This window comes from Rhizobium sp. BK060 (assembly GCF_014193145.1).
GTDB lineage: Bacteria > Pseudomonadota > Alphaproteobacteria > Rhizobiales > Rhizobiaceae > Rhizobium.
Map to the genome: position 1 here is coordinate 1 of NZ_JACHYW010000049.1, position 26,040 is coordinate 26,040.

The following is a 26,040-nucleotide window of genomic DNA, read 5'->3' on the forward strand; positions in this document are numbered from 1 at the left end:
CGAAGTCTTCGTCCAGACCGCCGAACGAACCGCTCTCTCATACCTCCTCAAGCCATTCACCGACCAGATGATGAAGGCATTCAGGGAGGAGTAGCGTATCGAACAGTGCAGACCTCAGAGACCGGGGTGGTGCCGACGATCGGGCACCTAGAGCGCTACCGCTGTCACTGACTGTGGTTCGCAAGCGCGTGCGATGCGCATAATTTCAAATGGGAAGGAGTAGAATGGTGCCGCTTACGTGACTCGAACACGTGACCCCATCATTACGAATGATGTGCTCTACCGACTGAGCTAAAGCGGCAACTCTGTGGCCGAACGATGCGGCCCACGATTTGCATGGCGCTGATACAGGCATTGTTTGAAGATTTCAAGCGCCCTGTCATCTCTTCGGTAAAAAAGAAGGGCGCTGTGGAAATCTGCGGCCAGCCCCTAGAGCGACAGCCGCGTCCGGGCGGCTTTATACTCGGCCTCCAGCCGATCGACAAGCTTGCCGACGGGTTCGATCCCCTTGATGGCACCGATGCCTTGTCCGCTGCCCCAGATGTCCTTCCAGGCCTTGGCGCCGCCGACGGCCTGTTCGAAATCCATTTTCGAGGGATCCGCAACCGGCAGGTTGTCGGGGTCGAGGCCGACGGCCCTGACCGACGGCTTGAGATAATTGCCATGCACCCCGGTGAAGTAGTTAGAATAGACAATGTCGTTCGCCATGCCGTCGACAATCGCCTGCTTGTAGGCTTCCGAGGCGCGCGCCTCTTCGGTGGCGATGAAGGGAGTGCCTACATAGGCCATGTCGGCTCCCATCGCCTGCGCCGCGAGGATGGCGCCGCCATTGGCAATCGCGCCGGCAAGCAGCAGCGGCCCGTCGAACCATTCGCGGATTTCCTGGACAAGCGCAAAGGGCGAAAGCGTGCCGGCATGGCCGCCGGCACCGGCTGCGACGGCGATCAGCCCGTCAGCACCCTTGCGGATGGCCGAGTTCGCATGCCGGTTATTGATGACGTCGTGGAGCACGATCCCGCCGTAGGAATGCACGGCGGCGTTCACCTCCGGTACGGCGCCGAGCGACGAGATGACAACAGGCACCTTGTATTTGACGCAGAGCCTGAGATCGTGCTCCAGCCGTTTATTCGACATGTGGACGATCTGGTTGACAGCAAACGGGGCAGCCGGGCGTCCAGGGTTTGCGGTGTTGTGTGCGGCGAGGTCCTCGGTGATCATGGCAAGCCATTCGTCGAGCTGGCTCTCCGGCCGCGCATTCAATGCCGGAAAGGCGCCGACGATTCCGGCCTTGCATTGCGCCAGCGTCAGCGCCGGGTGCGAAATGATGAAGAGCGGCGAGGCGACGACCGGCAATCTGAGATCTTGGGTCAGGATCGGGGGTAGGGCCATGGGACACCATAAGAATTGACGTTTACGAAAACGTCAATGTGATAGCAGAGACTTTGTCGGAGGAAAAGCTCGCTCTATCGATTCCACAAATATCGGCTATTCTTTGCAAGGACATAAGATGGCGTACGGCAACCCTGCGTTTTCCCCCGCCGATGCGGATTGCAGGCAGGGCGGAGGCTTGCGATTTGCCGTGGCAGCGGTTACCGCATTTACGAAGTGTTAAGGACAGGGCCCAGTCTCAGAATAAAGGACCGGACGTGAGCGGATTAGAAACGGCTATCAGAACGGCGCTCAGCAATGCCGATCGCGACAATCCCGAAGTCCGTGCAAAGATTTACCAGTCCGCGCGTCAGGCTCTCGAAGCCGGTCTTCGCAAGCAGGACATCACCGACACGGAAGCGGTTGCCTATCACCGCCACCGGCTCGAAACGACGATTCACATGATCGAAGCGGAGGAGCGCGAGCGTCTTCATCCGCGCCAGGGACCGCCGGAGGTTCCTGTTCCACCCGTGGTGGAAATACACGAGCCCGTTGCCCATGTGGCAGCGGACGAGGCGACGAGCGTTTCGATCGGCGGAGAGACCCGCGAGCATTCGATCACGGACCCACGCTTCGACGACGAATCCAGCCTCGCTGGCGTCCATGCCGGCAGCGGTGATCATCTAGGCGTCGCGCCGGCTGCCGAGGCGCCTGTCGCGGAACGAAAGTCGGCCCAGATGGACTTCCGGCCGGAGCGCGCGGCCGTTCGCCGTAGACCTCGCAAGTTCTTCTCCCGGCTGCTGGTCGCCTGCGTGCTTCTCGCCTTCATCGGCATGGGGGCCTGGTGGGTGTACTCTTCGGGCTTGCTGAAGAGCGCCACAGAGCGAGATACAAGCGTCGCCAATCCGCCGGCGAGTACCCAGCCGGAAGATTTCGATGGTGCCGACGACGGCAACGGCAATGCTGCCGCAGGTGGCAATGCGGCACCAGTTGCGATCGATCCTCAAAATTCGTTTTCTGCCGACTGGATCGAGGTTTTCACGCCGTCCGACGTGGATGAGATCAAGGCCGGCCCACAATCTGAGATCCAGAAGGTCGCCGAAAACGATGGCCCGGCGGTGCGCCTGATCTCGCAGAGCAGCGGCGCCGACGGCAATGTCGCAATCAGCGTTCCGGCCGATGTGCTACAGCAACTGGCCGGCAAGTCCTCGACGATTGCCATCACGCTGCAATCCACCTCCGATGAGCCGACTCAGATTACGGTGGAATGCGATTTCCAGTCACTCGGCGACTGCTCCCGGCATCGCTTCTCCGTCACCCGGCAGAAGTCGGATGTGTTGCTTCAGGTCCGCTTCGATCGATCGCTGGCGCCGACCTCTGCCGGTAGTCTGATGATCAACAGCGACGTGGACGGCAAGGCGCGCGGCATCAACCTCTACGCCGTGCGGATCCTCCCGGGACAGTAGGCTATTTCAGGAAGCCGGGACCTGAACCGATGATCTTTTCGTCGAGCTTACCGACCGCATCTTTGTCCTTGCCGTCGTAGTCCATCGTTTTCAGCATGTGCCGAATGAGGTTCAGCCGGGCCCGGCGCTTGTCGTTGGCATGAATGACCGTCCATGGTGCGAATTCCGTATGGGTCTCCTTCAGCATCCGGTCGCGTTTCTCGCTATAGTCGCCCCATTTCGTCAGTGCCGCTATATCCATCGATGATAGTTTCCAGACTTTGAGCGGGTCGTGGCGTCGATCGTGGAAGCGCTTCAGCTGCATCTCGCGGCCGATATCGAGGTAGAACTTGAAGAAGAAGATACCCTCGTGGGCAATCACCTTCTCGAGCAGGGGCGCCTGGTTCAGGAAGTCTTCATACTGCTTGGGCGTGCAGAAGCCCATGACGGGCTCGACACCGGCGCGGTTGTACCAGGACCGGTCGAAGAGAACGAATTCTCCGGCTGTCGGGAACTGTGCGATGTAGCGCTGGAAATACCATTGCCCGGCTTCGCGCTCGGTAGGCTTGGTCAAGGCGACGACGCGGATAAGACGGGGATTCATGTGCGCTGACGAGGCGGAAATCGCACCGCCCTTGCCGGCTGCGTCTCGCCCCTCGAAAAGCGCCATGACGCGCTTGCCGGTGGCCTGCAGCCAGAACTGCACCTTCACTAGCTCGATCTGCAGCCTCTCCAGTTCCTCGAGGTATTCCTCTTCCTTGAGCTTTTTGTCGTAGGGATAGCCGCCGGATTGCAAAGCGGCCTCGTCAACCCAGTCCGGCAGCACGGGATCGTCGACATCGAAGACGCGCTTCTTTCCGCGGATGTCCAGTTCGACGGCTCTGCTCTCGACATCATCGGCCATGGCGTTCTCCCCGCTCTGAGTTTTGTTGAACACAGGCGACCATATTTCTCGTTAAAAATCAAATGTCTTGCAGTTTGCCGAAATTCCTGTGCGTTCCCATCATGGCTTTTGCGTCTGCTGGCTGCAGCCGAAAACTTCTGTCATGATTCACGGCTATCAGGCAGAGTTTGAAGATAGAAGTACGAGTCGAAATCGCGAGGGGCAGTTGCAAGACGAGACGCCATGGACACGAAGCCTGATTTTGCGCATTCGGCAGGAGCGCCCCGTCCTGCTCGTGGCGCTGCTGATCGCACTGATCGCGCTTGCCGCAGGCGCGAACAAGTGGGTCGTGCTCGGTCTTCTGTTGCTGATGATCGTTACCGCTTTGTGGCACTCGGTTCCGATCATCCGGGACGTCACGCCAGAACCTGTTCCAGAGACTATCGACCTCCCCGCCAGCCGCCTGGTCGAAGTTACCGCGACGCTAGCGGCGCTCGATATCCCGGTCATGGTGCTTTCCGATGATGCCTCGGTACTTTACCAGAACCATGCAGCCGAAAAGGCATTTGGCGAGGCCACGATTGGTGCCCATATTTCCGCGCGCCTGCGCTCGCCTGGCGTCCTCGACATCATCAGTGAAACGATCGCGACCAATGCACCGAACCAGATCGAGCACTCCGAACGCCTGCCATCCGAGCGTGTTTACATCGTCCGCAGCGCGCCTGTGGATCTTGACGGGCAGCAGCCTGCTGATGAGCGTTTCTTCGTGGTTTCTTTTCGGGATATTTCCGAAGTCCGCCGCATCGACCGCATGCGTTCCGACTTCGTCGCTAATGCCAGCCATGAGTTGCGCACGCCGCTTGCGTCCCTGCGCGGCTTTATCGAGACCATTCAGGGACCGGCAAAGAACGACGCGAAGGCGCAGGAGCGCTTTCTCGGCATCATGCTGGATCAGGCTACCCGCATGAGCCGCCTCGTGGACGACCTGCTGTCCCTTTCGAGGCTGGAACTGAAGTCTCATATCGCCCCGGACGAGAAAGTCGATCTGGTTCCTTTGCTCGGGCACGTCAGGGATTCGCTGGTGCCTCTTGCAAATGACGTCGGGGTCGAGATCGCTTTGCATCTTCCGCAGGGCAAAGCAGAGGTGCTTGGCGACCGTGATGAGCTGGTTCAGGTCTTTGAAAACCTCATAGAAAATGCCTGCAAATATGGGCAGGAGGGCAAGACCGTTGATGTCTTCCTTAAGAACGGTCAGGGCGAGCCGGTGGAAGTTACCGTGATCGACAAGGGACCGGGCATTCCAGCCGAGCACGTGCCGCGCCTGACGGAGCGATTCTACCGCGTGAGCATCGAGGATAGCCGCTCGAAGAAGGGCACGGGGTTGGGCCTTGCTATCGTCAAGCACATCCTGACGCGACACCGGGCGCGCCTCATCGTCAAGTCGGAAGTCGGGAAGGGGACGAGCTTCACCGTGCGGTTTTGACATAAAACTGTAAACGTTTGCTATTGCAATAGAATTTTTATCAATAAATTCAGATCTTTAACCTGTCACAAATGTTTCGTCAAAATGACATAAAAGCTCTAGCCATCAGAGGCTAAAGAGAGCGGGCCGCTGATAGACGGCACCGCCAAGGGCCGCTCAAGGCCGCACTCAGACCGCTATATGCCCGGGAGATTGTTATGAACGCTTTTAAACTCACGGTCGCAGCACTTGCCGCTTCCGCCGCTTTCGCTGGCGCGGCCGTTGCTCGCGACCAGGTTCAGGTTGCTGGCTCGTCCACCGTCCTGCCTTACGCCAAGATCGTTGCCGAAACCTTCGGCGAAACCTTCAAGGACTTCAAGACGCCGGTCGTTGAATCCGGCGGCACGGGCGCTGGCCTCAAGGAATTCTGCAAGGGCGTCGGCCCTGATAGCATCGACGTTGCCAACGCTTCGCGTCCGATCAACGCCAAGGAACTGGACGCCTGCAAGGCAGCCGGCGTAACCGACATCCAGGAAGTCAAGATCGGTTACGACGGTATCGTCTTCGCAACCGACTCGTCCAACCCGGACGTTGCCTACGTCCCGGCCGACATCTACAAGGCTTTGGCCGCTCAGGTTGTCGTTGACGGCAAGCTCGTCAACAACCCGTACAAGAAGTGGTCGGAAGTTAATCCGAAGCTCCCGGCTGTTGACATCGCTGCCTACATCCCGGGCGAAAAGCACGGCACGCGCGAAGTCTTCGAACAGAACGTTCTCGCAGCAGGCTGCAAGGCCTCCGGCGCTCTCGACGTGATCGCCAAGGAAATCACCGACAAGGCTGCTCAGACCAAGGCTTGCGTTGCAGTCCGTAAGGACGGCGCTGCTGTCGACATCGACGGCGACTATCCGGAAACGCTGGCGCGCATCGCTGCCAACAAGACCGGCGTTGGCGTCTTCGGCCTTTCCTTCTATGAAAACAATGCTGACAAGCTGAAGGTTGCGAGCGTCAACGGTATCGTTCCGTCGACCGAAACCATCGCGAACGGCACGTACCCGGTTTCCCGTCCGCTGTTCTTCTACGTCAAGAAGGCACACCTCGGCGTCATCCCGGGTCTCAAGGAATACGTCAGCTTCTTCGTTTCCGACCAGATGATCGGCCCCGACGGCCCGCTCGCTGAATACGGCCTCGTTGCTGCTCCGGACGCAGAGCGCGACGCGATCCGCAAGGGCGTTGAAGACGGCAAGACCATGTAATGACCTTTGCCGGCGCGATCACCAGATCGCGCCGGCATTGCCTTGTTCCGCCAGTTGGGGACGGGGTTTGAACTTCTCCAAGTTTGAGAGCCGGATCGGTCCGCCTGCCGTTTCCGCTTTTTGGGGTCAAAGGGCCTGGGGACCTTACGAATGAGCACATCCGTCATACTCCTGTGCCTCGCGGTGCTGGGCGCCGCTGGCTTTCTGGCAGCCCGCAGCCGCGCTACGGCACTTGTCGGAGGCAAGTCCTCTGCGTTGCATTCACGACCGGGTTACTATGGCGCCTATGCGGCGATCTGGACAATCCTGCCGGCACTGATCGTGCTGTGCGCCTGGTTGGCAATCAGCCCTTCGATCATTGAAGCCTCCGTCCGCGGATCGTTTCCGGACGACATCAAGGCGCAGCCCGCTGCGCAGCAGAATTTGAACTACGGCATGGTCAACGCCATTGCGCGCGGCTTGCCGCTGCTCGCTCCGGAGGAGATCAGCGGTGCTGCCAGCGATCCGGCTGGCCTCCAGGCAAAGCTTGCTGCGAAGGGTGTTCCGCTTGCCGGTCAGCCACAGCCCTACATGATCGATGCGGCGCAGATGCTTAACGCGGAATCCGGCTCCAGCCGCCTCGTCATGACGGCGCTGGTTCTCGTTCTTGCCGTTGCTGGCGCATTTTATGCGCTTCGCGAAGTCGCACCGCGGTTCCGTGCGCGAAACCGCGTCGAACGCGTCATGCTTTGGGGCCTGCTTCTGGCGTCGTCGATCGCCATTCTGACGACGATCGGTATCGTTCTGTCGATGCTGACGGAAGCCGCCCACTTCTTCGCGACAGTTCCTGCCGCAGACTTCTTCTTCGGAACGGTCTGGGATCCGCGCTTTGCCGGTGCCGGCAGCTCGTCCTTCGGGCAATTCGGCCTGATCCCGCTGTTGCTCGGCACGCTCTACATTGGCTTCGTGGCGATGCTCGTCGCGGTGCCGGTCGGCTTGTTCGCCGCGATCTACATGGCGGAGTATGCCGCTCCCAAGGTCCGCTCGATTGCAAAGCCGCTGCTCGAAGTTCTCGCCGGTATTCCGACGATCGTCTATGGCTTCTTCGCTCTTGTCACCGTCGGCCCCTTCCTCCGCGACCTTTCCTCGCAGGTCAACGGCCTCCTGACCGGCAACTATGCGAACTTCATTCAGGCGCAGAGCGTTCTGACCGCCGGTATCGTCATGGGCATCATGCTGATCCCGTATGTTTCGTCCCTGTCTGACGATATTATCACCGCAGTCCCGCGCGCCCTGCGGGATGGTTCGCTCGGTCTCGGCGCCACGCGCTCGGAAACGATCAAGAAGGTCGTGCTTCCCGCAGCGCTTCCCGGCATCGTCGGCGCGCTGCTGATGACCGCCTCGCGCGCCGTCGGTGAAACGATGATCGTCGTGCTTGCGGCAGGTGTTGCCGCCCGCATCCAGATCAACCCGTTCGAGCCGATGACGACGGTGACGGTCAAGATCGTCAACCAGCTGACGGGCGACCTCGAATTTACGTCGCCGCAGACGCTTGTTGCCTTTGCTTTGGGCATCACGCTGTTTTTCATCACGCTTTGCCTCAACATCTACGCGCTCTACATCGTGCGCAAATACCGGGAGCAGTACGAATGACGGATATTGTTTCTCCGGTTGAGGGTGTCGTTGTCTCCAAGGCACCCGAACGCCGCGATATCGGCCTCAAGCGCCGCTATGCCGCCGAACGCCGCTTCCGCGCCTATGGCGTCGCGGCAATCTCCTTCGGCCTGATCTTTCTGGCGATCCTGCTCACGAGCGTCATCAGCAAGGGCTACACCGCCTTCCAGCAGACGGTGATCACGCTGCCGATCGAGTTCAGCGAGAAGACGATCGACCCGAACAACAAGCGCGCCACCGATCCGTCGGTGCTGGTTGCCGCCAACTATCCCGTGCTCATCCGTGACGCGATGATCAAGGCGCTGAACCTCAATGCGTCGAGCCGTCCAGAGGTCCGTGACGCGACCGCGATGATTTCCAAGGGAGCGCCCATCCGGTTGCGCGACATGGTCATCGCTGATCCATCGCTGATCGGCAAGACGGTCAATGTGACGCTGCTTGCCGACGCCAACATCGACTCCGCCAACAAGGGTCAGATCGATCTGAAGGTGGACGAGAAGAACCGCAAGGTGAACGACAGGCAGGTTGGCTGGATGAACCAGCTGGCGGAAAGCGGGACGTTGCACAAGACGTTCAACACCGGGCTCTTCGTCAACGGCAACTCCAGCCGCCCCGAGGCCGCCGGTCTCGGCGTCGCCCTGATCGGCTCGCTTTACCTGATGTTGATCGTGCTCGTACTTTCGCTGCCGATCGGTGTTGCCGCTTCGATCTACCTCGAAGAATTTGCACCGAAGAACAAGCTGACGGACCTGATCGAGGTCAACATCAACAACCTCGCAGCCGTTCCCTCGATCGTCTATGGTCTGCTCGGCCTCGCCGTCTTCATCAACTTCGCCGGCCTGCCGCGTTCCGCATCGCTGGTCGGCGGTCTGGTGCTGACGCTGATGACCTTGCCGACGATTATCATCGCAACCCGCGCAGCGCTTCGCGCAGTGCCGCCGTCGATCCGGGCGGCTGCTCTCGGCCTCGGCGCTTCGAAGATGCAGATGGTGTTCCATCATGTGCTGCCGCTGGCCATGCCGGGTATTCTCACCGGCACGATCATCGGCCTGGCGCACGCGCTTGGCGAGACCGCACCGCTGCTCCTCATCGGCATGGTCGCCTTCGTGGCCAATGCACCGAGCACTCCGCTCGATCCGTCGACGGCTCTGCCGGTGCAGGTCTACATGTGGGCCAACGAAGCCGAGCGCGCCTTCGTCGAGCGTACCTCTGGCGCTATCATAGTCCTGCTCCTGTTCCTGATCGTCATGAACCTCGGAGCCATTCTCTTGCGTCGTCGCTTTGAGCGCCGCTGGTAAACGGAGTAGACATTATGAACATGTTGACGGAAGCAGCAGTTGAGAAGGCTCTGGATCAGAAGATGAATACCGTTCCCTATAAGATGATCGGCCAGGACGTCTCGGTTTACTACGGCGAGAAGCGCGCGCTCTTCGACGTGAAGCTGAACATTCGCGAAAACACGGTGACGGCGCTGATCGGCCCGTCAGGTTGCGGCAAGTCTACCTTCCTGCGCAGCCTGAATCGTATGAACGACACGATCGACGGTTGCCGCGTCACCGGCAAGATCACGCTCGATGGTGATGATATCTATGATCCTGACATCGACGTCGTGGAGCTCCGTGCCCGCGTCGGCATGGTGTTCCAGAAGCCGAACCCGTTCCCGAAGACGATCTACGAGAACGTCGCCTACGGCCCGCGCATCCACGGTCTCGCCAAGTCGAAGGCCGACATGGACCAGATCGTCGAACTCAGCCTGCAGCGCGCCGGCCTGTGGAACGAGGTGAAGGATCGCGTTCATGAAGCCGGCACTGGTCTTTCCGGAGGCCAGCAGCAGCGCCTTTGCATCGCCCGCGCTGTTGCGGTGAGCCCTGAAGTGATCCTGATGGACGAGCCATGCTCGGCACTCGATCCGATTGCGACGGCAAAGGTCGAGGAACTGATCCACGAGCTTCGCGAGAACTACACGATCGTCATCGTGACGCACTCGATGCAGCAGGCCGCCCGTGTTTCGCAGCGCACGGCCATGTTCCACCTCGGCAACCTCGTCGAAGAGAACGATACCGACAAGATGTTCACCAACCCGGACGATCCGCGCACCCAGGACTACATCATGGGTCGCTTCGGTTGATCGCCGGCGTCGGCAACCCTCACCATACTCAAGGATGAGCCCTATGGCATCGACACATATCTTTTCTGCCTACGACGACGATCTGAAATTCCTGTCCCGCCGTATTTCGGAAATGGGCGGCCTTGCCGAGCAGATGGTTTCGGATGCCGTTCGCGCTCTCGTCAACGGCGATACGGCCCTGGCCCAGAAGGTCATCTCCGACGACGTGATCCTTGACCACGCTGAACGCGAAATCGGGGACAAGGCGATCGTGACCATCGCCCGTCGCCAGCCGATGGCGGCCGACCTTCGCGAGATCATGGGTTCGATCCGCATTGCGGCCGATCTCGAGCGCGTCGGCGATCTCGGCAAGAATACCGCCAAGCGCGTCATCGCGGTCCAGAGCGCCGGCGTGCCGCGCAAGCTCGCCCGCGGCCTCGAGCACCTTTCCGAACTGGCGCTTGTCCAGCTCAAGGAAGTGCTCGACGTCTATACGAGCCGTGCTGCCGACAAGGCAAAGTCGATCCGTGAGCGCGACGAGGAAATCGACGCGATGTACACCTCGCTGTTCCGCGAGATGCTCACCTACATGATGGAAGATCCGCGCAACATCACCAGCTGCACGCATCTTCTGTTCTGCGCCAAGAACATCGAGCGTATCGGCGACCACGCCACCAACATTGCCGAAACCATCTATTACATGGCCACCGGCGCTCAGCCGGAAGGCGAACGTCCGAAGGACGATACCGCCAACACCGTCGGCGCCGTTACGGAATAATCGTTCCGCGACCGCGCCCCCAGGAGACCGAAACGAATGATACCAAAAGTAGCTGTCGTTGAAGATGAAGAAGCACTGAGCGTACTTCTTCGCTATAACCTTGAGGCTGAAGGCTTTGAGGTCGACACAATCCTGCGCGGCGACGAGGCCGAGATCCGGCTGCAGGAACGCACGCCGGACCTTCTGATCCTCGATTGGATGCTGCCGGGCGTATCAGGCATCGAGCTCTGCCGTCGCCTGCGCATGCGGCCGGAAACGGAGCGCCTGCCGATCATCATGCTGACAGCTCGCGGCGAGGAGAGTGAGCGTGTTCGCGGCCTCTCCACCGGCGCCGACGACTACGTCGTCAAGCCGTTCTCGACGCCGGAGCTCGTCGCCCGCGTCAAGGCGATGCTTCGTCGTGCCAAGCCGGAGGTGCTTTCCACGCTGCTGAAGTGCGGCGACATCGAGCTTGACCGCGAGACGCACCGCGTTCATCGCAAGAGCCGCGAAGTCCGTCTCGGTCCGACCGAATTCCGGCTTCTCGAGTTCCTGATGGCATCCCCTGGCCGTGTCTTCTCGCGCTCCCAGCTGCTCGACGGCGTCTGGGGTCATGACATCTATGTCGACGAGCGTACCGTCGACGTTCATGTCGGGCGTCTGCGCAAGGCGCTGAACTTCTCCAACATGCAGGATGTCATCCGCACCGTTCGCGGTGCCGGCTATTCCATGGAAGCCTAAAGCTCTCCTGAGAGGCATCCACACCGTCCAACGAAAAACGGGCCCGCGAGGCGGCCCGCGAGGGCCCGTTTTCTTTGTTCCTTATCCGGCTTCCGGGTCAGGCGACCCGGTTGGCGGCCTTGCGGCGCTCGTTGACCGGCTGATAGGCCATGCGCTGGTGATAGGTGCAGTAAGGGGAGGAGTCTGGGGATTCGCAGCCGCAGAAGTGGAAGTCGTCCTTCAGCGGATCGCCGACCGGCCACTTGCAGGTGCGCTCGGTCAGTTCCGTCAGGCCGAGGCGGCGAGAAATCGGAACGACGACGTTTGCGGCCGGACGGTAGCTGATTTCCGCGATGGCATCGATTTCGATCTCTTCCTTGAGCATCGTCGCACCCTGCTGGCGGGTGACGGTGCGCGTGGTGACGCGAGATGCATAGTTCGGAGCGCGCGGCGCGGATGTCGTGCGCTTGGGCGTTCTGACAGTGGTCGTCGAGCCTCCGGCCTTGGCGCGGCCGGGCAAACTCAAACGGTGGACTTTGCCAATGACGGCGTTACGGCTTACACCGCCAAGTTGCGCTGCGATCTGGCTGGCGCTCAGGCCCTCGGACCACAGCTTCTTCAGTTTTTCAACGCGCTCGTCTGTCCAGTTCATGCCCCTGTCTCCGCCTTATTAGCGTTGGTGCAGGCAGAATCCCTCACCATTGCCCCGGACGTATCCGAGGCAAGAAACGCTTGCTCGATTTTGGTGACTAGTTCCGCCGCATGCAGTCTAGTAATTGAGTTTTAACCTAGTGTGAGGCTGAGTCTGTGACAAGAGTCGGTTGAATCTCGGCGAATCGAATTTCAAGTTTTCCCCAACTTGCTGGGCGAGAGAGTCATTTCTGCAACATTAGTTGTTGATAGCTCCAGCGCCTCCGGATGGCGGCTTGACGCATGCAGGAAAACCTCAGTTTTGTTGACATTGCAGTGCGAAAAGTAAATAGTGCTGCTCGCCGCCGAAAGGCGGCATTTTTAATTTTCCGGACCCGCTTTCCTTAGCCGGAGTCCGGCCGCTTGTGGTCAATGACAGGAGATCGCGCCATGGCTGAAGCCGCGCTTTACGATACCTACTCTCGTGCCCCGCTGCGGTTCGAGCGAGGCGAGGGCGTATGGCTGATCACCGAAACGGGCGAGCGATATCTTGATTTCGGCGCAGGCGTTGCCGTCACCTCCGTCGGCCACGGCCATCCGCATGTGGTAGGCGCGCTGAAAGAGCAGGCCGACAAGGTCTGGCACCTGTCCAATATCTACGAAATCCCGGGTCAGGAAACGCTCGCGAAGCGGCTGACCGAGGCGACCTTCGCCGACAAGGTGTTCTTTACGAACTCCGGCGCAGAAGCCCTGGAATGCGCGATCAAGACCGCGCGCCGCTATCAGTTCTCAAAGGGCCATTGCGAGCGGTTTCATATCATCACCTTTGAAGGTGCCTTCCATGGTCGTACGCTGGCGACGATTGCTGCCGGTGGCCAAGAGAAGTACCTCGAAGGCTTCGGCCCGAAGGCGCCCGGCTTCGATCAGGTTCCGTTCGGCGATCTCGATGCCGTTCGCAGCGCCGTCACCAGCGAGACGGCCGGAATCCTCATCGAGCCTGTTCAGGGCGAGGGTGGCGTCCGTGCGGCGGCCAGCGAGTTCCTTAAGGCGCTTCGTGCGATCTGCGATGAGCACGGCTTGCTGCTGATCTTCGACGAAGTGCAGACCGGCATGGGTCGCACCGGCAGGCTCTTCGCACATGAATGGTCCGGCGCCACCCCCGACATCATGGCAGTCGCCAAGGGCATCGGCGGCGGCTTCCCGCTCGGCGCCTGCCTTGCCACGGCTGAGGCCGCTTCCGGTATGAAGGCTGGCACACATGGCTCCACCTATGGCGGCAATCCGCTTGCCATGGCTGTGGGCAGTGCCGTGCTCGACGTGATCCTCGCAGACGGCTTCCTGCAGCAAGTGCGCGACGTCTCGCTGGTTTTCCGTCAGGGCTTGGCCTCGCTCAAGGATCGCTATCCTGATATCATCGAGGACGTTCGCGGCGAGGGACTGCTGCTCGGCGTCAAGGCTGCCGTGCCGTCTTCCGAGCTGCTGCAGGCAATCCGTGACGCCCATCTGCTCGGTGTTCCCGCAGGCGACAACGTTATTCGTCTTCTGCCGCCTCTGGTCGTCACTGCTGACGAAGCCCGTGAGGGCCTTGCCCGCCTAGAACGCGCTGCCGAAAGCGTGCGCGCTTCGAAGGTCAAGAAGACGGCTTAATGGATAATGCCTGCCGGACGGCGGGCGTGATAGGTAAAGACAATGGCTTCCCCCAAACACTTCCTCGATCTCTCCGCCGTCGCGTCATCCGACCTGCGGCTCATCATGAATGACGCCATCTCCCGCAAGCAGGCCTTCAAGGCCGGGCAGGGTGACAAGCCGCTCGCCGGCAAAATGCTGGCGATGATCTTCGAGAAGCCCTCGACCCGTACCCGCGTGTCTTTCGATGTCGGCATGCGCCAGTTGGGCGGCGAGACGCTATTCCTGTCGGGCACCGAAATGCAGCTTGGCCGTGCCGAGACCATCGGCGACACGGCGAAGGTACTCTCACGCTACGTCGATGCGATCATGATCCGCACCACCGATCATGCCCGCATGCTGGAGCTGGCCGAGCATGCGACCGTTCCCGTCATCAACGCGCTGACCGACGACACGCACCCCTGCCAGATCATGGCTGACATCATGACCTTCGAGGAGCATCGCGGACCCATCAAAGGCAAGACGATTGCCTGGACCGGTGACGGCAACAACGTGCTGCATTCGCTGGTCGAAGGGGCTGCCCGTTTCGGCTATCGTATGAATATGGCGGTCCCCCTTGGTTCCGAGCCAAAGGATCACTATCTGAACTGGGCCCGCAATGAGGGCGCCGAAGTCATGCTCTGCCATGATGCCGACCGTGCGGTCGCTGGCGTCGATTGCGTGGTGACCGATACCTGGGTCTCCATGAATCAGGAACATCGGGCCCGGGGTCACAACGTCTTCCAGCCTTATCAGGTCAATTCGGCTTTGATGGCGCAGGCCGGCAAGGATGCATTGTTCATGCATTGCCTGCCTGCCCATCGAGGCGAGGAAGTCACGGACGAGGTGATCGACGGCCCGCAATCCGTGGTCTTCGATGAAGCGGAAAACCGTCTTCACGCGCAGAAGTCGATTCTTGCTTGGTGCCTGGGCGCGATCTGAACCATACTGGACGTCACGTTTGGCCGGAAGGCTCGTTGGCCGCGCGAGCGGATGGACACTCTCGTCTGCCGCTCTCAGACTAGGAGAAGACTATGGCAGACCCTGCAGCCGCCCTCGGCGAGTTCAATTTCGCCGGTGATGATCACGTCGTTCCGTTTCAGGTCGAAGGCCTGGATGTGCGTGGTCGCGCCGTCCAGCTCGGGCCGATGCTGGACGCGATCCTTGAGCGTCATCGTTATCCCGCGCCTGTCGCGAGGCTTCTTGCCGAAGTCGTCGTGCTGACGGTGCTGCTCGGCACGTCGCTGAAGTTTGACGGCAAGTTCACGGTGCAGACCAAAGGCGACGGCCCGGTGGACCTGCTCGTTTGCGATTTCTCGACGCCCGAGAACGTGCGTGCTTATGCACGCTTCGACCAGGGCCTCCTCGACAAGGCCATCGCCACCGGGCAGATCGAGCCTGAACAGCTGCTCGGCAAGGGCATGCTGGCGTTTACGATTGACCAGGGCAAATTCACCCAGCCCTATCAGGGCATCGTTGCGCTCGACGGGGCCACCCTCGAGGAGATTGCCGGCACTTATTTTCGCCAATCGGAGCAGATCCCGACGCGGGTGCGTCTTGCCGCTGCCGAGCTCTTCGACCGCGACGAAGCGGGCAAGCCGCGTCACCGCTGGCGGGCAGGGGGTCTCGTCGCCCAATTCCTGCCGGAAGCGCCGGAGCGCATGCGCCAGCCGGATCTTCACGGCGGCGACGGCGACACGGCCGGCGGTTCCCACAAGGAAGACGATGCCTGGATGGAAGCCCGCTCGCTCGTCGACACGATCGATGCCGACGAGTTGACGGATCCGCAGGTCGGCACCGAGAGGCTGCTCTACCGGCTGTTCCACGAGCGCGGCGTTCGCGTCTACGAACCGCGCGAGGTCTTCGATCGCTGCAGCTGTTCGCGCGAGAAGATCAAGGGCGTGCTGACGGGCTTCTCTGCCGAAGAAATCGATGCCAGCCAGGAAGACGGCGCGATTTCGGTCACCTGCGAGTTCTGCTCGACGACCTATCGCTTCGAAGTGGAAGAGGTGGCCCTGACTGCTGGGTGATCAGTTCAGGACTCTGAGCAGCCCTGGCGAATCCAGCGAGAAGGCGGGTATTGCGACATCGAAAAGCTCGCCTTCGTCGGTTTCCATCTGGTAGTGGCCGAACATCAGCCCTGATGGCGTATCCAGCGGGCAGCCCGAGGAATACTCATAGGTATCGCCCGGCGCAAGCCGCGGCTGTTCGCCGACCACGCCGGCGCCCGTCACCTCATCGACGATTCCGTTCTGGTCGGTGATGTTCCAGTAGCGGTTCACTAGCCGTACGGTCGTGTCGGAATTGTTGCTGATGACAATCTTGTAGCCCCAGACATAACGATCGTCCTCCGGATCGGATTGCTCCTCCAGATAAAAGGGTTCGACGACGACTTCAATGTCTCGTGTAAGGGCGCGGTACATGCCTACACCATAGTCAACATACGTTACCGGTATCTTATACGACGGCCGATCCGTCAATAAACCGATAGGCGATCACCTCCCTAATGCCTGCAATAGCAAGAGGTTTCGCGCGCTAAGCCCAATTTTAGCCCGTTTCGCGTGTGGCAGAAGCGCGTATGGTAGTCGGCCGGATCGGAGGGTGACCCGGCCGATATGGGCCGATCAGGCCTTCACTTTGGCGAGCGCCTGGGCGAAATCCTCGATCAGATCGTCCGTGTCCTCGATGCCGGCGGAGAGACGAACGGTGCCGCCGGAGATGCCGAGCTCAGCGCGTGCTTCGTCGGTCAGGTTCTTGTGCGTCGTCGTCGCCGGGTGCGTGATCAGGCTCTTGGCGTCGCCCAGATTGTTGGAGATCTTGACGATATCAAGCGCGTTCTGAAGCGCGAAGGCTGCTTCCTTGCCACCCTTCAGTTCGATGGCGACGAGCGTCGAGCCGCCCTTCATCTGCTTGGCGACTATGTCGGCCTGCGGATGGTCCTTACGGCCGGGATAGATGACCTTGGCGACCTTGGGCTGATTGGCCAGGAAGTCGGCGATCTTCGACGCATTTTCGGTCTGCTGCTTGACGCGTAGCGGCAAGGTCTCCAGCCCCTTCAGCAGCGTCCAGGCTGTGAACGGCGACATCGCCGGGCCGGTGTGACGGTAGTAGTCCTGTAGGTTCTCGTTGATCCATTCCCGGTCGGACAGGATCACGCCGCCGAGGCTGCGGCCTTGCCCGTCGATGTGCTTGGTGGCCGAATAGACGACGATATGGGCGCCGAGTTCAAGCGGCTTCTGGAAAATCGGGGTCGCAAAGACGTTGTCGACGACGACCTTGGCGCCGATCTGGTTGGCGAGCTTCGCGACGCCGGCGATATCGATCACCTCGAGCGTCGGGTTGGTCGGGCTCTCCAGGAAGAACACCTTGGTGTTCGGGCGGATCGCCTTTTCCCAGTTCTCCAGATAGCGGCCGTCGACCAGCGTACACTCGACACCGTATTTCGGCGCCAGCGTCTCGACGACCCAGCGGCACGAGCCGAAGAGCGCGCGGGCGGCAACGATGTGGTCGCCGGCCTTCACCTGGCAGAGGATTGCGGCGGTAACGGCTGCCATGCCGGATGCCGTAGCGCGGGCTTCTTCGGCGCCTTCGAGTGCGCACATGCGCTTTTCGAACATGTCGTTTGTCGGGCTGCCGTAACGGGCGTAGATATAGCCTTCTGTCTCGCCCTTGAAGCGTGCTTCTGCCGCTTCCGCGCTTTCATAGACGAAGCCCTGCGTGAGGTAGATTGCTTCGGAGGTCTCGCCATATTGCGAGCGCAGCGAACCGTCGTGGACGAGTTGGGTTGCCGGGCGCCAGGTCTTGCTCATGAATCACCACTTTCAAACAACAAAAAACCGGCCGCGAAAGCAGACCGGTTTTGCACCCGGTCCTTTTAGCCACTTGTTTAACGTGGCTGCAAGCCGACCGGCCAAATCACCACGGGATAAAGCTGCAATACTGCCGTTCTATGCTTGCGTCAATTCCTTGAGTTTGGTTTTGTTTGCGACAAATATGGATGGGGCATGATGGCTCGCGTAACAGGAATTTTGGCAGATCGTGCGATTGCCGCGCTTTTTGAGGCTGGGCGCCTCAGCTCCGAGCGTGATTTGGATCACGACCAGATCCAGCCGGCAAGCCTTGACCTCAGGCTCGGCGCCAAGGCTTTTCGCGTTCGCGCGAGCTTCATGCCAGGCCCATCCCATCTCGTGTCCGACAAGCTCGATCGTCTGAGCCTTCACGTCGTCGACCTCTCCGAAGGTGCCGTGCTGGAAACCGGCTGCGTCTATATCGTTCCCTTGATGGAGCGCCTCGACCTGCCGGCCGATATGTCGGCCTCGGCCAATCCGAAGAGCTCGACGGGACGACTGGATATCTTCACGCGCGTCATCACTGACTACGCCCAGGAGTTCGACAAGATCCCGACCGGCTATTCTGGACCCCTCTATCTCGAGATCAGCCCACGCACTTTCCCGATCGTCGTGCGTCGCGGCTCGCGCCTGTCGCAGATCCGATTCCGTGTCGGTCACTCCTTGCTTGGCGAGCCCGAATTGTTGGCGCTGCACGATGCTGAAACGCTGGTTGCCAGCAAGCAGCCGAATGTATCGGGTGGCGGGATTGCCTTGTCGATCGACCTTGCCGGCGACAAGGACGGCCTGATCGGCTACCGCGGCAAGCACCACACCGCCGTCGTCGATGTCGACAAGAAAGCACAACACGACATCTATGACTTCTGGGAGCCGCTCTATAGCCGTGGCCGCAACGAACTGATCCTGGATCCGGACGAGTTTTACATCCTGGTCTCCCGCGAAGCCATCCATGTGCCACCGCATTATGCGGCCGAGATGACTCCTTTCGATCCGCTGGTCGGCGAATTCCGCGTGCACTATGCGGGCTTCTTCGACCCCGGCTTCGGCCATGCACCTGCCGGCGGCCGCGGCAGCCGTGCCGTGCTCGAGGTCCGCAGCCACGAGGTCCCCTTCATCCTCGAGGACGGCCAGATCGTCGGCCGCCTGGTCTACGAACACATGCAGGAACACCCAGAAAGCCTCTACGGCTCCGGCCTCGGCTCCAATTATCAAGCCCAGGGCCTGAAGCTCTCGAAGCACTTCCGCATCTGAGCGTCCTGGCGTTCGCTATTATTCGGCCAGGGGTGGGGCAACGTTCCTGTTGCCGATTTGCAAGAGCGGTGTCCGACGTGTGATGAAGGGAGGCGGCCTGTAGGATCGTCTTGAGCCCTGCTGAGTTCGGGCCGTGACCGTGTGCTGTTCCAGATCGCCGACAAGGACCGATGGGCGCGCGAACATACGCTTCCAGAGTCCTCTTCCGGCCGCGAGCGGATACGCACGCCTTGGCATGACTTCCGGCATTTCACTGAAGATCCGCTGTACCATCTTCTGGCGAACCTCCTCCGGCGTTTTCTTGATTTCCCAGGCATCCCGCCGGTCCCTGATACCGACGATGGACACTGACACGCCTGATCGAGCCCTGTCCATCGCGGCCACCTGGCCGGCAACATCGAAGTCTGCGAACGGCGTAAAGATCAAAATATCGCCCAATCGCATTTCGGCGAAGGCGGCCTCATCCTGCATGGTTATCCTTGCCTTGTGGATCGATATTGTATCGAGGGTGCAAGCCGAGGATCTGCCGCGACTGGCAGCATGCCCTTGGCGATCCAGGGGAAACTGGATGTCGTCCAGCGCTTCTCTCGGAAGTTCGATGCAGACGAGCAGTGATACGAAAGCGTAAACCATCACGACCATGCCCCATGCCACGCTGAAGCCGTCGAGGTCATTATAGGTTCCAAGCAACGGTCCATTCAGCATCCCAACAAAGGTCAGGACGATGACGCAAAGGAATGTCCCGGCAATCGGGTAAATGATTTCGACGCGCCCGCGGTCCTCACCCTTGGCCGTCACTTTGAAGGGGCGACCGAATGGATGGAGAAGCGCATGGAAGAGGGCGATGGTGATCGGCACGGCTGACACCATTTGCGACACTTCGGTAAAGAGCGGCAGGCTGCGTCCGCCCGAGACCCATGCGTGGAATGCCCACATGCCGGCGACCATCGGCAGCGCGTAGAGGAAGAAGGCCTCGGGCTCCATGCGGATGGCCGGCAGGCCGAGGAAGTAGTAGAGCAGCGGTGCTGCCATCAGCAGCAGGATGAATGGGCGGCAGAACCAGAAAAGCAGACCGTGGAAGTAGTGCATCCTCTGAACGAAGGTGAAGCCCTTGCCGAGGAAGGGGCCATCGCGAAGAAGCGCTACCTGGATTGTGCCAAGGCACCAGCGGCAGCGCTGCGTAATGTAGCCGGAGAGGCTTTCCGCCGATAGGCCGACGCTCAGGCGCTCGTTCAGCCAGCGTGTCTTCAGTCCCTTCTGAAGCAGGCGATAGGTCAAGTGGATATCCTCGGTTACCGTCTCCTGTGGCATGCCACCGATCATCGCCAAGGCGTCCCGACGCACGACGCACGACGTCCCGACACAGAAAGCGGCCCCCCAGCCATCCTTTGACGGCTGCATGACATCGAAGAAGATACGTTGGTCATCGACCCAAGCTTTCGAGGCCAAAAGGTTATGCTGGACAGGGTCGGCGTTGTAATAAAACTGCGGTGTCTGAATAACGCCGATGTCCGTATTGATGAACTGGCCCACCGTACGGTTCAGAAGCGCACGCTGCGGCGCGAAATCCGCATCGAGAATCAGAATAAAGGGCGCGTTGGTCTCCTTCGCTGTTTGTCGTATGGCGTTGTTGATATTGCCGCCCTTGGCGCCGGCATTGTCCGCGCGCCTGAGATAGCGGACACCGACCTCTGCGCAGTAGTCCTCCAGCCAATCTCGCCGTCCGTCGTCCAGCACCCAGACCGTGAAATTGCTGTAGTCGATTGCCTTTGCCGCAAGAATTGTTCGCTCCAGAATCGATAGCTCTTCGTTGTAGGTGCAGATGAAAATGTCCACGGCAGGCTGTCGCGCAAGTCTTGCCAGCAGTGCCTCGCTGGCGTCGGCCGCGCCGTGATGGTCGGTTCGACGGAAAAAGAAGACGATCGACAAGACCGTGTAGAAGATGACGACGAGCTCGAAGGACAGATAAATCCTTGGCCAGATGGCATAGGCGCTCCATTCGAAGTCCGGCAAGGTTTTCGTGAGGCGAAAATATAGGTAGTTCGACAACATCACGATGAGGATCGAACCGAAGATAATCCGGTCGACACCGCGGCGACTGTCGAGAAGCCAGCTGCATCCCAGTATCAGCGCAATGGCCAACGCCGCGAACAGCATCGAATCTGACAGCGTGACTACTTCTGGGGACATGGGGACTCCTTGCCATTGGATGTCTGGCCCGCGCTGCCGACAAAGGGGTTGAGATCGAGCGCGGCAAGGATGGCCCAGCCCGTGGCGCCGATATGCGGCAAACGGTAATACTTGAAGTCGCCAGGCGCCGAGTTCGGCCCTACCTGAAGGCCGGTCGACAGCTGTTCGTTGACCGTCGCGTAGATCAGGTTGCCTGGCGTGAGCTGAGTTTCGATCGTCTTGAACAATGGCTCGGCCTTTGCCGGTTGGCCGGTAAGGCGAAGCACGAGTGCGGCCTGTGCCGTTCCTTCGAGCCAGATCCCGTCGCGGTCGCTATTGAAGTCGAAGCCGCCTTCTACGCCGTGGTGGACTTCTGTCCACTCGATCACACGGCCGGCCTTGGCCTTGAAATCGGGAACGGCAATCAGCGGCCAAAGCTCTGCGTCGAGCCCCGACATAGCGATATTCGGAGCGTTGCTGTCCGGTGCGCTGCCAATAAAGAAGCGCCCTTCGCCTTCATTCCACATGGCCTTCAGAAACTGCAGGGCGCTGTCGCCACGATGTTGCCAGTCACCACCACTGTCGAGGCTGGCAAGCCAACTGTCCGCTGCATAGACATCCAAGTTATGCTCGGTCGATTTCCACGTCATGCGCTCAGGCGCTGGCTCGTGACCGAAGTAGCCGCCGAAGTAGCCGACGTTGCGGGGATCTGCCGTGCTTCGATGAATCCAGTCCATGATCTTGCGGGCGGCGTCGAGATACGCCGGCTGGTCTGTTTCCTCAAAGGCCATCAGCAGCGCCAGCGCGCCCCAAGCGGTGCTGCCCGTCGCCGAGCCCACCTGGTAGCCGTCCTCGATCCAGGAGTTGCTGGTCGCATTCCAGTAACCTGGCAGCAACATCCCTTCCTTGCCCGGAATGACCGGTCCCGACCGATATGCGTTGCGAAGGCGTCCGTCGTGGTAGTAACGGTCGGTTTCCAGCGCGACCACAAGCGCGTCGGCAACCCGGCGCGCCTCCTTTTTTCGCTGGCAGCCGTAGAGGGCCATCAAGGCGACCGCATTGTCGTAGGTAAAGCCCGTATTTTCGAGAGCCGGGTGTAGGGCGGAGCCGCCGTTCGCGGGCTCGAAGCTACGAAAGATGAAAGGCTGTTCCGGGTCACCGCTCAATTGTGCGGCCAAGCCGTCACAAAGCGAGCAAGCCAACTGCCTGCGTTGTTCATTATCAGCCTCTGCGGAAGAGACGAAAAGCGCAATGCCAACAAGTGCGAACGCAAGCACCGGCAAGTTTGGTATTGACCACTTCGCACGCTTCATTCCTGCCTCGCAATACAACGGTTGAGATCGGCGTGGTGTTATGGGGCTGCGGTCTGGGCGCTCGCAGCGCGTGGACGGACGGTCTTGTCGAATAGCGTCGAGGCGGAGAGGATATTGCCGGGGGAAAAGATCGTATTGAGGGCTAACCTTGAATACCGGGCCACCCGCGAGACCATCGTCTCTCCGAGCGAAACGATCACGTCTTCGCCGACGTGGCATCCGAAGAATTTGTCATTGCTACGCTGCGCCGTCATCGCCTCGTCCGCCGCCGGCTCATCCATCTTGACCAGTACGTAGACTTCGTGGCCTTCGGCTTCCGGGAATTTTGCAAAATACCGATTCTCGGGACCCGAATTGAAGTATCGAACGATCTTGTAGATGTGGGCGCTTCGCTTGACCCCCAGGCTGCGGAAATTGACCATCGCCGGCATGCCGATCTCAAGCGAAGTTACGTCACGGCTCCGATAGACGGCGGCAGCAAAAGCGTCATCGCAATCGAGCGATTTGGCGACCGGCTGTCCCTGCATGACGAAATCACCGAAGGACGCGTCCACGCTGACGATTTGGCCGTGGCGCTCGGCCACGACGTCTGCGGCGCCGGTCTTGCCGAGGCGCCCCTCTTCGCGTCCAATGAGGTTTTCGACCTGCAGCTTGCGCTCTGCCATCTGATTGATTTCGATGGTGTCTTCGGCGATATCGCCGGAAAGCTTCGACCGCTGCATCTCAAGCGTCAGAAGGTTGGCGGCAACGGTGCCCCCGGTATAGATATCGCGGCTGACAAGCGATCGGACGATCTCGTTGCGGCGCAGTTCGCCTCTCGCTGCGTCGAGTTCATATTGGGCCGCATTCCGCTTCTGGCGCTGTGGCTCGATACTCGCTTCCGAGACGAGGCCCTTTTTCAGGAGCACCAGCTGCCGCTGCAGCAGCGCGTCCTGTTCGCTGAGGCGCGCCTCATAGGTCTGGACAGTGGATTTTGAATTGTCGGTCACCGCGGCTAGCTCACTGAGCACGCCGTCCTTCACGCTGGTGATCTGGGCTTTGACCTTCTCCAATTGCTCCTTGCGCTCGGCAACAACGCTCGTCGTATTGTTGAGCTTCTCCGCCAAGTCGAGCTTCTCGAGCCGAAGCCCCGTCAACGACGTTTGGTCCTGATTGGGATTGGAAACCGTTGCCATCACGTCGCCGAGATCGACGACTTGCCCGACTTGCAGCGAAATCTTGTCTACCCTGCCATAGATTGGCGAGGCAATCATTTGTACGGGAGCGTTGACGACTGCGCGGGTCGAAACGATGAAAAACTGATTAGGGATCATCGCCATCGCAATGATGAAAACCAGCATAAACGCGAACGAGTAGCCGAGGATTCGAGATACTAAAAGTATCCTGTGATCGCGTTGATCAATGCCTGCAGTTGCGTCCTTCATTTTCTTCAGTCCTGACATCGTCATGATTCAGATGAATTGAAGGGCGTTTCCAGAGTAACTTTTGTTTTTGTCTGTGTTGGCGCTTATAACATTCAGGTTATTTGCGGTAAACGGCATTTTATTATGAAAAAGAAGTATTGATCCGCAGTTGCAGATGCATTCCGCGAACCGCGCGGAGGCTGCAAATATCTGACATGCTTGTTGCTATCATTAGTGTTTGGCCGCTTGACAGCGGCGATCATCTGTAGAAAGTCTCGCTTTAATGCGGGTGTAGCTCAATGGTAGAGCAGCAGCTTCCCAAGCTGAATACGAGGGTTCGATTCCCTTCACCCGCTCCACCTGCCTTTCCAGCGATGTCCAGCGATGTTCATTAAGGCGATAAGAAAGCCTGAAAAATATGCGCTTTTTCTTCGCGCGCGCGTAACGACGTGCAACATGGTGCAGTGACAGCCAGCAATTTTCGCGGTAAAAATCACGGTACAAAGCGACCTTTCGGAAAGTCGATACCGTAATGCCATTGACTGATATTCAGATTCGTAACGCGAAAGCGGATGGCAAGCCGCGAAAGCTCACGGACGCGAGCGGCCTGTATCTGTATATTTCGGCTGCAGGTGGGAAGTCATGGCGGCTTGACTACAACTTCTTCGGTAAGCGTAAAACGCTGACGCTAGGCAGCTACCCTTCTGTGACCTTGGCGGAGGCAAGAAGCCAACGGGATGAAGCTAAACGCAAGCTTGCAGAAGGGCTCGATCCCTCGTTGGCGAAGAAGCGGCAGCAGCTAGAGGCGAAAGCGGCAGCCGGGAACACCTTCGGTCTGATGGCAGACGAGTTCATCGAAAAGCTGCGGCGGGACAAGCGGGCTGAGCCAACAATCACCAAAAACACCTGGATGCTGAAGGTACTTGCAGCCAAGCTTGACCCTTACCCTATAACGCAGATCACCGCCAAAGATGTGTTGGGAGTGCTAACAGCCATCGAAAAAAGCGGGCGGGTCGAAAGCGCTTTGGCTACGCGCTCCACAATCGGGCGGGTGTTCCGATATGCCATTGCTACGGCGAGAGCTGAAACGGACCCCACGTCCGCGTTGCGAGGTGCGCTCCAGCGTCACGTGCCGACGAGCCATCCTGCACTGACTACGCGCAGCGAACTCGGGGGCATAATGCGGGCGATCTACGGCTACGAAGGTTGGCCGTCGCTGGTGGCAGCGCTGAAGATCCAGGCATTGTGTTTCGCGCGTCCCGGCGAGACGCGGTCAATGGAATGGTCCGAACTTGATCTTCAAGCAGCAGTTTGGACGGTTCCCGCAGAGAAGGCCAAGATGCGTCGAGAGCATCACGTACCGTTGTCTCGTCAAGCGCTGGAAGTCATAAAGCAGATGAAGGAGTTGTTTGGCGACGGTCCTTACGCTTTTCCGTCAATGATGTCTGGCAAGAAGCTTCTCTCAGAAAACTCGATGAACTCGGCACTGCGGCGAATGGGTGTCGGTGAGGAGGAGCACACAGCACATGGCTTCCGATCCTCAGCCAGTAGCATCTTGAACGAGTCAGGCGAATTCAAACCCGATGCAATCGAAGCCCAGCTTGCCCATTTGGACGGCTCCAAGGTTCGAAGGGTTTATAACCGAGCGACCTATTGGGACGAGCGCGTGCGGATGATGCAATGGTGGGCTGACATGCTTGATGTGGAGCGAGGGAAGAACTCCGCTTAGAGTCAAAGGCTGGCTGCGCCTTGTGCAATTTATTAGTGTCTACTTATTACCATTCTTTAATTTCAGAAGATTCAGAAAGACTATCTGCGCTATAGCAACGACATAGCAACATGGCACCGCTAGTCCAGTAGTCGTGAGGCGCGCCCGCACCACCGCTCGAAGGCCGTAAAAACTGGGGCTTGGAACGAGTAGATAAAGACCCCAGTCGGAGCCTTGCCAAAATCGTCCCGCCTGTCTTTATTCTTGGCAACAACTCTCGCGGACGGTGACGCATGGACGTAAAATATCAGTGAGCGCGACGAACAGCCCACGGCTTTCGGCGTTGACGGGATCGCAATAGCACTTTCTTTCAGAACTTCTGCTTTGCCCTCTTCGGCATAAAGT

The 26,040-nt window shown here is 59.6% G+C and carries 22 protein-coding genes, 2 tRNA genes and 1 riboswitch; of the genes, 14 read left to right on the forward strand and 10 right to left on the reverse strand.

Annotation, left to right across the window (positions count from 1 at the left end):
* Window positions 1-225: 225 nt before the first annotated feature.
* Both FHT71_RS30545 and FHT71_RS30550 read right to left on the reverse strand, forming a co-directional pair.
* Window positions 226-301, reverse strand: a tRNA-Thr gene (locus tag FHT71_RS30545).
* Between the two features lie 128 nt (window positions 302-429).
* Window positions 430-1,389: a nitronate monooxygenase family protein gene (locus FHT71_RS30550; protein ID WP_007796198.1), complete on the reverse strand. Its 960-nt coding sequence runs from the start codon at window positions 1,387-1,389 to the stop codon at window positions 430-432.
* A 257-nt stretch (window positions 1,390-1,646) separates the two neighbouring features.
* Between FHT71_RS30550 and FHT71_RS30555 the strand changes: the two genes are divergently transcribed.
* Window positions 1,647-2,834, forward strand: coding sequence for a hypothetical protein (locus FHT71_RS30555; RefSeq protein WP_183723192.1), 1,188 nt, complete (start codon window positions 1,647-1,649; stop codon window positions 2,832-2,834).
* A gap of 1 nt (window position 2,835) precedes the next feature.
* Here the strand turns inward: FHT71_RS30555 and ppk2 are convergent, their stop codons facing one another.
* Window positions 2,836-3,717 carry a polyphosphate kinase 2 gene (gene ppk2 / locus FHT71_RS30560; RefSeq protein WP_132592566.1) on the reverse strand — a complete coding sequence of 294 codons (882 nt, stop codon included), beginning with the start codon at window positions 3,715-3,717 and terminating at the stop codon, window positions 2,836-2,838.
* Window positions 3,718-3,955: 238 nt separating this feature from the next.
* Here ppk2 and phoR point away from each other — a divergent pair, with 238 nt between their 5' ends.
* The 7 genes from phoR to phoB all read left to right on the forward strand — a co-directional run bounded on the left by phoR (window position 3,956) and on the right by phoB (window position 11,669).
* A complete protein-coding gene (gene phoR, locus FHT71_RS30565; protein WP_132592576.1) occupies window positions 3,956-5,179 on the forward strand; it encodes a phosphate regulon sensor histidine kinase PhoR in 1,224 nt (407 codons plus the stop codon).
* 197 nt (window positions 5,180-5,376) lie between these two features.
* A complete protein-coding gene (locus tag FHT71_RS30570) occupies window positions 5,377-6,411 on the forward strand; it encodes a substrate-binding domain-containing protein (protein WP_132592564.1) in 1,035 nt (344 codons plus the stop codon).
* 150 nt (window positions 6,412-6,561) lie between these two features.
* Window positions 6,562-8,043 carry a phosphate ABC transporter permease subunit PstC gene (pstC, locus tag FHT71_RS30575; protein WP_132592562.1) on the forward strand — a complete coding sequence of 494 codons (1,482 nt, stop codon included), beginning with the start codon at window positions 6,562-6,564 and terminating at the stop codon, window positions 8,041-8,043.
* Window positions 8,040-9,362: a phosphate ABC transporter permease PstA gene (gene pstA, locus FHT71_RS30580; RefSeq protein WP_132592560.1), complete on the forward strand. Its 1,323-nt coding sequence runs from the start codon at window positions 8,040-8,042 to the stop codon at window positions 9,360-9,362. Before pstC ends, pstA begins: the two co-directional genes overlap by 4 nt.
* A 14-nt stretch (window positions 9,363-9,376) precedes the next feature.
* Window positions 9,377-10,192, forward strand: a complete 816-nt coding sequence (gene pstB / locus FHT71_RS30585) for a phosphate ABC transporter ATP-binding protein PstB (protein WP_007796217.1) — start codon at window positions 9,377-9,379, stop codon at window positions 10,190-10,192.
* 43 nt (window positions 10,193-10,235) lie between these two features.
* Window positions 10,236-10,949, forward strand: a complete 714-nt coding sequence (phoU, locus tag FHT71_RS30590) for a phosphate signaling complex protein PhoU (RefSeq protein WP_007796220.1) — start codon at window positions 10,236-10,238, stop codon at window positions 10,947-10,949.
* 36 nt (window positions 10,950-10,985) lie between these two features.
* Window positions 10,986-11,669 carry a phosphate regulon transcriptional regulator PhoB gene (gene phoB / locus FHT71_RS30595; RefSeq protein WP_007529789.1) on the forward strand — a complete coding sequence of 228 codons (684 nt, stop codon included), beginning with the start codon at window positions 10,986-10,988 and terminating at the stop codon, window positions 11,667-11,669.
* 97 nt (window positions 11,670-11,766) lie between these two features.
* On the opposite strand, the gene FHT71_RS30600 is transcribed toward phoB, so the two are convergent.
* The gene (locus FHT71_RS30600; protein ID WP_007796222.1) at window positions 11,767-12,300 is read right to left on the reverse strand and encodes a GcrA family cell cycle regulator; all 534 of its coding nucleotides are present in this window, start codon (window positions 12,298-12,300) and stop codon (window positions 11,767-11,769) included.
* 428 nt (window positions 12,301-12,728) lie between these two features.
* On the opposite strand from FHT71_RS30600, the gene FHT71_RS30605 reads away from it, so the two are divergent.
* From FHT71_RS30605 to FHT71_RS30615, 3 genes are all read left to right on the forward strand, one after another.
* The gene (locus FHT71_RS30605) at window positions 12,729-13,925 is read left to right on the forward strand and encodes an aspartate aminotransferase family protein (protein ID WP_132592558.1); all 1,197 of its coding nucleotides are present in this window, start codon (window positions 12,729-12,731) and stop codon (window positions 13,923-13,925) included.
* Window positions 13,926-13,967: 42 nt separating this feature from the next.
* The gene (gene argF / locus FHT71_RS30610) at window positions 13,968-14,885 is read left to right on the forward strand and encodes an ornithine carbamoyltransferase (protein ID WP_007796225.1); all 918 of its coding nucleotides are present in this window, start codon (window positions 13,968-13,970) and stop codon (window positions 14,883-14,885) included.
* 92 nt (window positions 14,886-14,977) lie between these two features.
* Window positions 14,978-15,973 (forward strand): Hsp33 family molecular chaperone, encoded by a 996-nt coding sequence (locus FHT71_RS30615; protein WP_132592556.1) that lies wholly within the window; start codon window positions 14,978-14,980, stop codon window positions 15,971-15,973.
* Here the strand turns inward: FHT71_RS30615 and apaG are convergent, their stop codons facing one another.
* The gene (gene apaG, locus FHT71_RS30620; RefSeq protein ID WP_007796230.1) at window positions 15,974-16,366 is read right to left on the reverse strand and encodes a Co2+/Mg2+ efflux protein ApaG; all 393 of its coding nucleotides are present in this window, start codon (window positions 16,364-16,366) and stop codon (window positions 15,974-15,976) included.
* Between the two features lie 201 nt (window positions 16,367-16,567).
* The gene (locus FHT71_RS30625; RefSeq protein WP_183723194.1) at window positions 16,568-17,752 is read right to left on the reverse strand and encodes an O-succinylhomoserine sulfhydrylase; all 1,185 of its coding nucleotides are present in this window, start codon (window positions 17,750-17,752) and stop codon (window positions 16,568-16,570) included.
* 44 nt (window positions 17,753-17,796) lie between these two features.
* Window positions 17,797-17,875, reverse strand: a riboswitch (SAM riboswitch).
* A gap of 72 nt (window positions 17,876-17,947) precedes the next feature.
* Between FHT71_RS30625 and FHT71_RS30630 the strand changes: the two genes are divergently transcribed.
* Window positions 17,948-19,042, forward strand: coding sequence for a 2'-deoxycytidine 5'-triphosphate deaminase (locus FHT71_RS30630; protein ID WP_007796236.1), 1,095 nt, complete (start codon window positions 17,948-17,950; stop codon window positions 19,040-19,042).
* Window positions 19,043-19,060: 18 nt separating this feature from the next.
* Here FHT71_RS30630 and FHT71_RS30635 read toward each other — a convergent pair whose 3' ends face one another.
* From FHT71_RS30635 to FHT71_RS30645, 3 genes are all read right to left on the reverse strand, one after another.
* Window positions 19,061-21,232, reverse strand: coding sequence for a cellulose synthase catalytic subunit (locus tag FHT71_RS30635; protein ID WP_132592552.1), 2,172 nt, complete (start codon window positions 21,230-21,232; stop codon window positions 19,061-19,063).
* Window positions 21,217-22,377, reverse strand: coding sequence for a hypothetical protein (locus tag FHT71_RS30640; protein WP_245505514.1), 1,161 nt, complete (start codon window positions 22,375-22,377; stop codon window positions 21,217-21,219). The genes FHT71_RS30635 and FHT71_RS30640 overlap by 16 nt, the downstream gene beginning before the upstream one ends.
* Before the next feature lie 185 nt (window positions 22,378-22,562).
* On the reverse strand, window positions 22,563-23,948 hold the full coding sequence (locus FHT71_RS30645) for an HlyD family efflux transporter periplasmic adaptor subunit (protein ID WP_132592548.1): 1,386 nt from the start codon (window positions 23,946-23,948) through the stop codon (window positions 22,563-22,565).
* A 264-nt stretch (window positions 23,949-24,212) separates the two neighbouring features.
* On the opposite strand from FHT71_RS30645, the gene FHT71_RS30650 reads away from it, so the two are divergent.
* Together FHT71_RS30650 and FHT71_RS30655 are read left to right on the forward strand one after the other, a co-directional pair.
* A tRNA-Gly gene (locus FHT71_RS30650) sits at window positions 24,213-24,286 on the forward strand.
* A 173-nt stretch (window positions 24,287-24,459) separates the two neighbouring features.
* Window positions 24,460-25,656 (forward strand): integrase arm-type DNA-binding domain-containing protein, encoded by a 1,197-nt coding sequence (locus FHT71_RS30655; protein ID WP_183723196.1) that lies wholly within the window; start codon window positions 24,460-24,462, stop codon window positions 25,654-25,656.
* Window positions 25,657-25,775: 119 nt separating this feature from the next.
* Here the strand turns inward: FHT71_RS30655 and FHT71_RS31260 are convergent.
* A partial coding sequence (locus FHT71_RS31260; RefSeq protein WP_210294355.1) for a hypothetical protein occupies window positions 25,776-26,040 on the reverse strand: 265 nt, incomplete at its 5' end.

What these genes read in the sequence shown, in the direction of transcription:
- FHT71_RS30550 (WP_007796198.1), bottom strand. Translation starts at nt 1,389, where the DNA reads ATGGCCCTACCCCCGATCCTGACCCAAGATCTCAGATTGCCGGTCGTC.
- ppk2 (WP_132592566.1), bottom strand. Translation starts at nt 3,717, where the DNA reads ATGGCCGATGATGTCGAGAGCAGAGCCGTCGAACTGGACATCCGCGGA.
- FHT71_RS30570 (WP_132592564.1), top strand. Translation starts at nt 5,377, where the DNA reads ATGAACGCTTTTAAACTCACGGTCGCAGCACTTGCCGCTTCCGCCGCT.
- pstC (WP_132592562.1), top strand. Translation starts at nt 6,562, where the DNA reads ATGAGCACATCCGTCATACTCCTGTGCCTCGCGGTGCTGGGCGCCGCT.
- pstA (WP_132592560.1), top strand. Translation starts at nt 8,040, where the DNA reads ATGACGGATATTGTTTCTCCGGTTGAGGGTGTCGTTGTCTCCAAGGCA.
- pstB (WP_007796217.1), top strand. Translation starts at nt 9,377, where the DNA reads ATGAACATGTTGACGGAAGCAGCAGTTGAGAAGGCTCTGGATCAGAAG.
- phoU (WP_007796220.1), top strand. Translation starts at nt 10,236, where the DNA reads ATGGCATCGACACATATCTTTTCTGCCTACGACGACGATCTGAAATTC.
- phoB (WP_007529789.1), top strand. Translation starts at nt 10,986, where the DNA reads ATGATACCAAAAGTAGCTGTCGTTGAAGATGAAGAAGCACTGAGCGTA.
- FHT71_RS30600 (WP_007796222.1), bottom strand. Translation starts at nt 12,300, where the DNA reads ATGAACTGGACAGACGAGCGCGTTGAAAAACTGAAGAAGCTGTGGTCC.
- FHT71_RS30605 (WP_132592558.1), top strand. Translation starts at nt 12,729, where the DNA reads ATGGCTGAAGCCGCGCTTTACGATACCTACTCTCGTGCCCCGCTGCGG.
- argF (WP_007796225.1), top strand. Translation starts at nt 13,968, where the DNA reads ATGGCTTCCCCCAAACACTTCCTCGATCTCTCCGCCGTCGCGTCATCC.
- FHT71_RS30615 (WP_132592556.1), top strand. Translation starts at nt 14,978, where the DNA reads ATGGCAGACCCTGCAGCCGCCCTCGGCGAGTTCAATTTCGCCGGTGAT.
- apaG (WP_007796230.1), bottom strand. Translation starts at nt 16,366, where the DNA reads ATGTACCGCGCCCTTACACGAGACATTGAAGTCGTCGTCGAACCCTTT.
- FHT71_RS30625 (WP_183723194.1), bottom strand. Translation starts at nt 17,752, where the DNA reads ATGAGCAAGACCTGGCGCCCGGCAACCCAACTCGTCCACGACGGTTCG.
- FHT71_RS30630 (WP_007796236.1), top strand. Translation starts at nt 17,948, where the DNA reads ATGATGGCTCGCGTAACAGGAATTTTGGCAGATCGTGCGATTGCCGCG.
- FHT71_RS30635 (WP_132592552.1), bottom strand. Translation starts at nt 21,232, where the DNA reads ATGTCCCCAGAAGTAGTCACGCTGTCAGATTCGATGCTGTTCGCGGCG.
- FHT71_RS30645 (WP_132592548.1), bottom strand. Translation starts at nt 23,948, where the DNA reads ATGAAGGACGCAACTGCAGGCATTGATCAACGCGATCACAGGATACTT.
- FHT71_RS30655 (WP_183723196.1), top strand. Translation starts at nt 24,460, where the DNA reads ATGCCATTGACTGATATTCAGATTCGTAACGCGAAAGCGGATGGCAAG.